The sequence below is a fragment of the Nostoc sp. UCD121 genome (assembly GCF_014222285.1).
In the GTDB taxonomy this organism is placed as follows: Bacteria; Cyanobacteriota; Cyanobacteriia; order Cyanobacteriales; family Nostocaceae; genus Nostoc.
Map to the genome: position 1 here is coordinate 1 of NZ_JACKZS010000269.1, position 8681 is coordinate 8681.

The window sequence follows — 8681 nt, forward strand, 5'->3', positions numbered from 1 at the left end:
ATTCCCCATTCCCCATTCCCCGCCCACGTAGATAATTTCAAAAATCAAATACGATTCCTATATGTGTTTTACAATCTCCAGAAATCTCTGTATTGTTGGGGATGTCTCGCTACTACGCCAAATCATTGCAATGGCAACTTTTGGGCTGACTGGTTCGATATTTTTATAAACTACCCCAGTTCGTTGCAAATTTTGTAAAGATGCCGGCACAATTGCAACACCTATTTCGGCTGCTACTAGGCTAACAATTGTTTGCATCTGAATGGCTTGTTGACTTACAGAGGGACTAAAACCTGCTTGCTGACAGAGACTAATAATTAAGTCGTAGAGTCCAGGTGCTAATATTCTCGGAAATAAAATAAAGGGTTCATTAGCAAGCGATCGCAAACAAACATAAGATTGATTTGCTAGTAAATGTGATTCAGGTAATGCTACTATCAGCGACTCTTGAAAAATTATTTCCCAGCTAAATGTATTTTCCTCCACAGGTGGACGAACAAACCCTACATCTATCCGACCTGTGCGTAACCACTCTAACTGTTGATCTGTAGTCAGTTCATGCAACTCTAGACTCACACCAGGGGCACAATTCCGAAAGGTTCGCAAAATAGTTGGCAAAACATTATACGCGGCAGAACTGACAAAGCCGATCGCTAATTCTCCGAGTTCACCGCGACTAGTTTGTTGCCCGACTTGGATTGCCTGCTGCAATTGCCTGAGAATTTGTTGGACTTCATCCAGAAAAACCACGCCCGCTTCTGTTAAATTCACACTTCGTTTTGTGCGATGAAACAGTTCAAAGCCCAATTCCTTCTCTAGCTGGCGAATTTGTTGACTTAAGGGAGGTTGGGCAATGTGCAATCTTTCTGCTGCACGTCCAAAGTGCAGTTCTTCTGCCAAGGTGACAAAGTAGCGCAGGTGTCGTAGTTCCATCTGTTACCTGAACTTATATCTTTTAAATATTAGTTAAGGTCAAAATATATATTGGACATAATTAATAATATTTTTTATTGTGATGATTATGCAGTCATCAACCTACCTAACTTGGTTGACGACTAGTAAAACAATACTCTGCAATGTAATTTCATAGTTTATGAATAATCTTCCATTACTCGACAATAATTGGAATACAGACCTGTATGAGGATAAACACGCCTTTGTCTGGCAATATGGCGAGAACTTGCTGAAACTACTCAACCCCAAGCCGGGAGAATCCATTGTGGATCTTGGCTGTGGGACTGGGCAACTAACAGAAAAAATTGCTCAAGCCGGGGCTGAAGTCACTGGAATCGATCGCGCATCCTCGATGATTGAGACAGCAAGACAAAATTATCCCCATCTACGCTTTGATGTTGCTGATGCCAGAGATTTTCAAGTATGGAAACCATTGGATGCAGTATTTTCCAACGCTGTCCTACATTGGATTAAAGAAGCAGATGCAGCGATCGCTTCCATACACCAAGCGTTAAAACCTGGGGGGCGTTTTGTTGCAGAATTTGGTGGTAAGGGAAATGTTCAAGCGATCGTCACAGCTTTGTACAGTGCTTTAGAGGCGATCGCTATCTCCCCACAAGCACTGAATCCTTGGTATTTTCCTAGTATTGGTGAGTACGCTACCCTGCTAGAACAACAAGGCTTTGATGTTACTTATGCCACCTTGTTTGCTCGTCCTACTCCCCTAACAGAAGGCGAAGCAGGGATGGCGAACTGGCTTGAAATGTTTGCCGATGCTTTTCTAGCCGGACTGTGTGCTGACCAAAAAATACAAGTAATTCGCACCGTGGAAGAGCATCTTTTGCCGACACTGTATCAAGAAGGTAATTGGACAGCAGACTATCGAAGAATTCGCATTGTTGCCATCAAACTTTAGATTGCTTGACAATGAAAGTATGCAATTACAGTATACAAAGCTTACTTAGAATTTGATATAGCAATCCTAACCCAAACGTGAGAAAACACTGAGATAAAAATCCTTAGTTTATAGGCATTTGAGGCTTATTGAACTCTCACATATCATTTAGGATTGCTATATAGAAGTAATTAATACCATTTCTTTGTGGGGCTTCGCCAAACCCTTTTAACTTCTTTCTTTACTTTGTGTCCTTTGCGTCCTTTGCGGTTCGTTTTCCTTTCTTGTACTTAAACATGGTTTAGCGCATCTTCATACAGAATTGGTAGAAGGAAAAATAAAATCAGCTATTTTTCGGTCGCCGCAGTTGCTTGGAATTCATTGGGCCGAGAATTTGGTTAAGGCTACGCAACTGTTCTGCTGTACCCATCCCAATCAGCCGATCGCCCGGCATTAAGACTGTATCGCCAGTAGGCCCACCAATTAAAGTCCCATCAGCGCGGCGAATTGCCAGAACTAATGCCCCAGATTGCGATCGCAATCTCGCTTTTTGCAAACTCTGACCCACAAAGGGACAAAAAGCCGGGTCGAGTAAAAATTCTTCCATATACAATTGGCGGTCTGCACCTGTCAGAATCCCGTCTACAAAGTCCAACACTTGGGGTCTGAGTGCCGCAGCAGCCATGCGCTTTCCACCAGTAATATAGGGGGATATGACTTCATCTGCACCACCGCGTCGTAACTTCTGCAAAGCTTCTTCTGTACTTGCCCGTGCAATCACCCGAATTGCTGAATTCAATGTTTTCGCTGACAAAACTATGTATAAATTTTCTGCATCTGAAGGCAGTGCTGCAACAATACAAATCGCCCGTTCGATACCAACTTTCAGAAGTGTGTCATCTAGGGTAGCGTCACCTTGATATGCCGTGTAACCTTCCGCCTGCGCCCTTTGTACAGATTCCATGTCAGCATCAATCACTACAAAAGGTGCATCTTCTGCCCGAAATTCCTTGGCAATTTGACGACCAGTGCGGCTAAATCCACAAATAATGTAGTGTTCTGTTAGGGATTCCATTAACCGCCTCTGTTGCTGTAGCCGAATTCCTTCTTGAAAGTAGCCTTGAATGATCGCTTCTGTAAATCTGTTGACAATGTAACCGATATTGACTACACCCAACAAAATCAGGGCAATCGTAAACAATCGTCCGCGGCTACCCAGTGGATGAGTCTCACCGTATCCCACAGTCGCTAAAGTGATGACTGTCATGTAAGCCGCATCTTCCCATGCCCAGCCCTCCACTAATGAGTACCACGAAGTGCCAATGAGGAAAACACCGCCAAGAGCGATCGCCCCAGCCATTAACTCCTTTTGGATACGTTGATATTTTTGCTCAAGTGTTGAGAATGACGTAACAATAGTACTTTTAGCCTACTTTTTCTAGTTTTGTACTAACTTTATCGCATTTGTGATTTTTAGTACATTCAAACTACAATTTATCCAGCTATGACAGGCCACTGCGATCGCAGAACTTTTCGGTCTACTGTCATTATCCTAATACTAGTAAATCACCATAATGTACTGTGTAGATATTACCTGCAACGTAGATAACTAGAGATGATTCCTGCTGTTGTTCGACCTCTAAATTTAGTAGTTGGTTTGCTGCTATCTTGTTATTTTTTGCTCACAAGCTGTCACCCGACACAAATGAAAAGCAAAGCATCTCAGATAGCTCAATTAGTTTTAGTTTCCCTAAGTGACCCAACTACTTTTAACTATGCCATTAATGACTCTCCATATAGTGTTTTCTCTTTGATTTATAAAGGATTGATCGATGAGAATGTTATGACTAGTAAGTTAGAACCAGGACTGGCAGAATCTTGGTCAATATCTGCTGATAAAAAGCGAATTATTTTTACCTTAAAAACAGAATTGAAATGGTCAGATGGTGAACCTCTCACGGCAGATGATGTAGTCTTTACCTATCGAGATATTTATCTTAATAAAAAAATTCCCACTTTATATAGAGATTTTTTACGTATTGGCAACACTGAAACTTTCCCGTCAGTGCAAAAAATAGATGATCTGCGAGTTGAGTTTACTTTTACGGAACCTTTTGCCCCTTTTTTAAGATACGCTGAAAGGCTAGCAATTTTGCCTGCTCATGCCTTGCATTCTTCTGTATTCTCCAATGATGCTAATGGTAATCCTCAGTTTCTCTCAATGTGGGGAACCAATACTGATCCGCAAAAAATTATCTCCAATGGGCCGTACAAAATAGAAAGATATACTCCTGGTGAACGGGTAATTTTACGACGCAACCCCTATTATTGGCGCAAAGATATTCAAAAAAATCCTCAGCCTTATATTGAACGTATTGTCTGGCAAATTATTGCTTCTACAGAAAATCAGTTACTGAGATTTCGCTCCGGGGAACTAGATACTTTGAATGTGACACCAGCAGTATTTGGGTTACTCAAAAAAGAGGAAAAACGAGGAAAATTTATTATTCACAATGGTGGGACTACTGCGGGTTTTAGCTTTGTGGGTTTCAATCTCAACCAAGCTAGTAATTCTAAAGGTAAGCCTTTTATAGACCCAATCAAATCTCGATGGTTTAATAACTTAGCTTTTAGACAAGCAGTTGCTTATACCATTGACCGCAACCGAATGAAAACTAATATCTATCGCGGTTTAGGCAAAATCCAACATTCACCAATTGCTGTTCAAAGTCCTTATTATTTGTCCCCAGCAACAGGGTTAAAAGTTTATGATTATAATCCCCAGAGAGCTAGGCAGATGTTGCTAGAGGCTGGCTTTAAATACAATTCCCAAAAAGAACTGTTAGACCAAGATGGAAATCGGGTGCAATTCAATCTTTTGGTGAAAGCGGAAGATCAATCAAGAATCGATGCCGCAGTTCAAATCCAACAAGACTTCAGTCAAATTGGTATCAAAGCAGATTTGCAAGTAGTTAGTTTTAACGTAATATTACAAAAGCTACTCTCTCGTCGAGATTGGGATTGTTATGTCGGAGCATTTGGTGTTCCCGGTGCAGATGTTGAACCTAATCTTCTATCTTTATTTTGGACTAGTCAAGGCTCATTTCATCAGTTCAACCAAGGTTCTCTACCAGGAAAACCCCCGCTCAAAGGATGGGTAGTTTCTGAGTGGGAGAGAGAAATTGACAGTCTTTTCGGTGCAGGAGTCAAAGAACTAGACCAGAGCAAGCGCAAGGCGATTTATGACAGATTTCAGCAAATCGTTGCAGAACAGTTGCCGATATTCTGTCTTGTGAATCCAATTTCGTTTCAAGCAGTGCGTGAACGTGTCAATCCCATCAAGTTTTCTGCCTTGGGGTCAACTTTTTGGAATATTGATGAGCTGAAAATCACGGAGAAATAATCGGACTTACGCAAAAGTACACCAGTAGGGGCAATACCCTGCGGGAAGCCGCGCCCCTACCTGTAAATAAGGGTTTCGCTATTGCTTAGGTAAGTCCTATCTTGTTCAAGTGTTGAGTACAAAGTTTTTTCACCACCGCCAAGGTTATATAGGCGTTACTCTAAGAAGAAGTGCGAATTGTGCTAAATAAAAAGTAATTTTTAGGGATTTCTAGGAAACTAGTAAATAACTATATAATGAAAAACTTTCAGGAGGAGCGGTAGTGAGCCTACAAACTCTCGTTGACCAAGCCACCATCCCCCCAGATTCAGGGTCTGTAGTGTCTAGTCCCTTTGATGCAGATAGCTTTAATGAAGCTGTCATGTCTACATACGGTCGGTTTCCCTTAGCTCTAGAACGGGGTGCTGGATGCCGGGTTTGGGATACACAGGGACGCGAATATCTGGACTTTGTAGCGGGAATTGCCACTTGTACTTTGGGACATGCCCATCCAGTGATGGTAGAAGCGGTAACACGCCAAATCCAGAAGCTGCACCATGTCTCTAATTTGTACTACATTCCTGAACAAGGTGAATTGGCAAAATGGCTTGTTGAACATTCTTGTGCCGATCGCGTATTTTTCTGCAACTCTGGGGCTGAAGCCAACGAAGCTGCAATTAAACTAGCGCGGAAATATGCTCACACAGTATTAGAAATTGAAAAACCAATTATTTTAACCGCCCATGCCAGTTTCCACGGGCGGACTTTGGCAACAGTTACCGCTACAGCACAACCGAAGTATCAAAAGTATTTTGACCCATTGGTTCCTGGGTTCCACTACGTAAATTACAACGATATTAACGCTGTGGAAGTGGCGATTAGCGAGTTGGATGAAGGCGATTACCGGGTAGCGGCAATTTTGATCGAGCCATTGCAAGGAGAAGGTGGTGTGCGTCCGGGAGATGTTGCCTATTTCAAAAAGCTCCGGCAGATTTGCGATGAAACTGGCATTTTATTGATTTTTGACGAAGTGCAAGTTGGTATGGGGCGCAGTGGCAAATTATGGGCTTACGAACATCTTGGCGTTGAGCCGGATATCTTCACCAGTGCCAAAGGCTTAGGTGGCGGTATTCCCATCGGTGCAATGATGAGCAAGAAATTCTGCGATGTTTTTCAGCCAGGGGAACACGCCAGCACCTTTGGCGGCAATCCTTTTGTGTGTGGTGTAGCACTCAGTGTTTGCCAGACATTGGAACGGGAAAATATTTTGCAGAATGTGCAAGACAGAGGCGAACAGTTACGATCTGGGTTGAGAGCGATCGCAGCTAAATATCCTCAGCACATTGGCGAAATTCGGGGTTGGGGTTTAATTAACGGTTTGGAGTTGCGGGGAGATATTCCACTAACCGCAGCCGATATCGTCAATGCTGCCATCAACGAAGGTGTATTGCTTGTACCAGCCGGGCCAAAAGTAGTTCGATTTGTGCCACCGCTAATTGTCACAGAGGCAGAAGTAAACACTGCCTTAGAAGCTGTAGACAAGGCGATTGCTACTCTCACAAAGTAGACAATCTGAAAAAAATTATAGATAGTAGGGGCGCACATCTGGCTGTAAGCCCCTTTTTCATTCTGGGGAAATTTCCCGATAAGCTTGCCGACACTGTTCATAATTGTCTGGCAAAATCTCGGCATCCCCAAAACATAATTGTTCGTGAGTGGTAATTAAAGTTTCGTAAGGCTGTATAGGAGTCACAGCCGATCGCAGCAATTGCAGATATTCTCCATCTGTACGGCTGAGTTTGTGGGGTGCGATCGCTTGTTGATGCAACTGCTGCAACATTGCTAAATAGACACAACGGCAAGCCTCACGGTAGTTACCTTGACGATAAAATTCTTGCGATCGCTCCAACAAAAGCGCTATGGATGCCTCACTAGAGCGAGTTTTTGCACGAAAATTAGTCAGATTGCCACTTCTATTCAGCCAAGAATATACATAAGGGCTGAATTCCCGCCATAATTGCCAACCGACCCAAACCACAAATAAGCCAATTAACAGCCAAAACAGAAATTTCAGCAACTCACCTAACCAAGGGCTAATCGACCATCCATTAGGCAATTCTGGTAGAGTTTTCTCAAAGCGGTAAAACTGGTATTCCCACCATTCTCCCGCTTGTTGTTGAAATTGGGAAAGCTGCCAACTCCAGCTAGTTTTTTCAAAAGTATCTGTAGGCATAGAGGGGGAGTGGGAGTGGAGAGCAGGGAGCAGGGGGAGAAGAACTATGATTATTAACCAATGACTAATGACTAATGACTCTTGACTCCTTTTTTATCATTATCCAGCCGATAACAACAAGTAGCGCACCGAATGCCAGAAATCCTAGATCCCAAGCTAACTCATTTGGGCCTGGTTTCACATGATGAACACCGAGAATTTGGTGGTCAATTAAACCTTCAACCAAGTCGAACAACCCACTACCAATCAGTATTGATCCAATAAAGGTCTGTGATGACCAAGGAACATCATCACGCCGTCCAGCACGCCATAGTAACACAAGTCCAGTGGCGGTGAATACCCAATCTAAGGTATGAAAAAACCCATCCCATACCATATTCAAATCTATATTCGCTCTGTTTGTCAGAGGTCGAATGCTACTAAGCATGTGATGCCACTGGAGGATCTGATGCAGTAAAATTCCATCAATAAACCCTCCAAGACCCACACCAAGAAAAATCCCAGCAGTAATTAGTGGTGCGCGTCGGTTGACGGTTTCACTTTTTGCCTCCATTGTCAACCTCATAGATAGGCTTTTTAACCAAAATACAACTCTTTTGGCAAAAATATCTTCTATCTTGAGGCAAGTAGGATCGTTGAAGGAGGTAAGAAGGCAATATTCTTCGTCTTTTGAAAAATTAATTAATCTTCAACTTTTATTTGCATACCAGCTTTCACTGGGTCGAAATTTTGGGGAAAATGGGTGCTGCGATCGTAGTCTGCTTTTTCCAGCTTTGCTCCTTTGAGATCGGCTTGGCGGAGATTCGCTGACATCAACAATGCTCCCCTAAGATCGGCATCCCTCAGATTAGCTTGTTCGAGATCGGCAAAACTCAAGTCGGTTCCCCTGAGATTAGCGCCACTTAGGTTAGCTTCACTCAAGTCAGCATAACTCAGGTCACATCCTTTCAAGTTAATGCCTTGTAAATCGGCATCACCTAGTTCTGCTTTACTAAAGTCCCGTTTTCCTGCTGCATAACTCTCCACGAGAGTAGCGGCAGTATTTATGGGCTGTTGAGAATTAACTTCAGGCATATAACAGCCTCACAGGTTGTCTGCTTATTAATATTAATAAGGATTACATCACAAAAAACGGTCTAACTAGGGCTTGCTGAAAAAGTCGTATTTAAGCCAGATCAAGAATCAATTAACAATGCTTGTAAGTGAAAATATAATTT

General features: G+C 42.6%; 8 protein-coding genes. 3 read left to right on the forward strand and 5 right to left on the reverse strand.

All coding sequences use genetic code 11. The features are described 5' to 3' along the window. Nucleotides 1–57 precede the first annotated feature (57 nt). Nucleotides 58–933, reverse strand: a complete 876-nt coding sequence (locus tag GNF10_RS32685; RefSeq protein ID WP_185586287.1) for a LysR family transcriptional regulator — start codon at nucleotides 931–933, stop codon at nucleotides 58–60. A 160-nt stretch (nucleotides 934–1093) separates the two neighbouring features. Here GNF10_RS32685 and GNF10_RS32690 point away from each other — a divergent pair, with 160 nt between their 5' ends. Further along, a complete protein-coding gene (locus GNF10_RS32690) occupies nucleotides 1094–1870 on the forward strand; it encodes a methyltransferase domain-containing protein (RefSeq protein ID WP_185586288.1) in 777 nt (258 codons plus the stop codon). A gap of 322 nt (nucleotides 1871–2192) precedes the next feature. Here GNF10_RS32690 and GNF10_RS32695 read toward each other — a convergent pair whose 3' ends face one another. After that, entirely contained in the window at nucleotides 2193–3209 is a 1017-nt protein-coding gene (locus tag GNF10_RS32695) for a TrkA family potassium uptake protein (protein WP_185586289.1), read from the reverse strand. 345 nt (nucleotides 3210–3554) lie between these two features. Here GNF10_RS32695 and GNF10_RS32700 point away from each other — a divergent pair, with 345 nt between their 5' ends. Together GNF10_RS32700 and GNF10_RS32705 are read left to right on the forward strand one after the other, a co-directional pair. Beyond that, nucleotides 3555–5252, forward strand: a complete 1698-nt coding sequence (locus GNF10_RS32700; protein ID WP_260446195.1) for an ABC transporter substrate-binding protein — start codon at nucleotides 3555–3557, stop codon at nucleotides 5250–5252. A 262-nt stretch (nucleotides 5253–5514) separates the two neighbouring features. Then, nucleotides 5515–6798 carry an aspartate aminotransferase family protein gene (locus tag GNF10_RS32705; RefSeq protein ID WP_185586291.1) on the forward strand — a complete coding sequence of 428 codons (1284 nt, stop codon included), beginning with the start codon at nucleotides 5515–5517 and terminating at the stop codon, nucleotides 6796–6798. Between the two features lie 57 nt (nucleotides 6799–6855). On the opposite strand, the gene GNF10_RS32710 is transcribed toward GNF10_RS32705, so the two are convergent. The 3 genes from GNF10_RS32710 to GNF10_RS32720 form a co-directional block, all read right to left on the reverse strand. Then, nucleotides 6856–7464, reverse strand: coding sequence for a DUF4129 domain-containing protein (locus GNF10_RS32710; protein ID WP_185586292.1), 609 nt, complete (start codon nucleotides 7462–7464; stop codon nucleotides 6856–6858). Nucleotides 7465–7528: 64 nt separating this feature from the next. After that, on the reverse strand, nucleotides 7529–8017 hold the full coding sequence (locus tag GNF10_RS32715) for a DUF2243 domain-containing protein (protein WP_185586294.1): 489 nt from the start codon (nucleotides 8015–8017) through the stop codon (nucleotides 7529–7531). Nucleotides 8018–8145: 128 nt separating this feature from the next. Beyond that, complete coding sequence (locus GNF10_RS32720; protein WP_185586293.1) at nucleotides 8146–8538, reverse strand: pentapeptide repeat-containing protein; 393 nt, start codon at nucleotides 8536–8538, stop codon at nucleotides 8146–8148. Nucleotides 8539–8681 lie beyond the last annotated feature (143 nt).

Excerpts from the sequence above, each read along its gene's own strand:
- GNF10_RS32685 (WP_185586287.1), bottom strand. The coding sequence starts at position 933 with ATGGAACTACGACACCTGCGCTACTTTGTCACCTTGGCAGAAGAACTG.
- GNF10_RS32690 (WP_185586288.1), top strand. The coding sequence starts at position 1,094 with ATGAATAATCTTCCATTACTCGACAATAATTGGAATACAGACCTGTAT.
- GNF10_RS32695 (WP_185586289.1), bottom strand. The coding sequence starts at position 3,209 with ATGGCTGGGGCGATCGCTCTTGGCGGTGTTTTCCTCATTGGCACTTCG.
- GNF10_RS32700 (WP_260446195.1), top strand. The coding sequence starts at position 3,555 with ATGAAAAGCAAAGCATCTCAGATAGCTCAATTAGTTTTAGTTTCCCTA.
- GNF10_RS32710 (WP_185586292.1), bottom strand. The coding sequence starts at position 7,464 with ATGCCTACAGATACTTTTGAAAAAACTAGCTGGAGTTGGCAGCTTTCC.
- GNF10_RS32715 (WP_185586294.1), bottom strand. The coding sequence starts at position 8,017 with ATGGAGGCAAAAAGTGAAACCGTCAACCGACGCGCACCACTAATTACT.
- GNF10_RS32720 (WP_185586293.1), bottom strand. The coding sequence starts at position 8,538 with ATGCCTGAAGTTAATTCTCAACAGCCCATAAATACTGCCGCTACTCTC.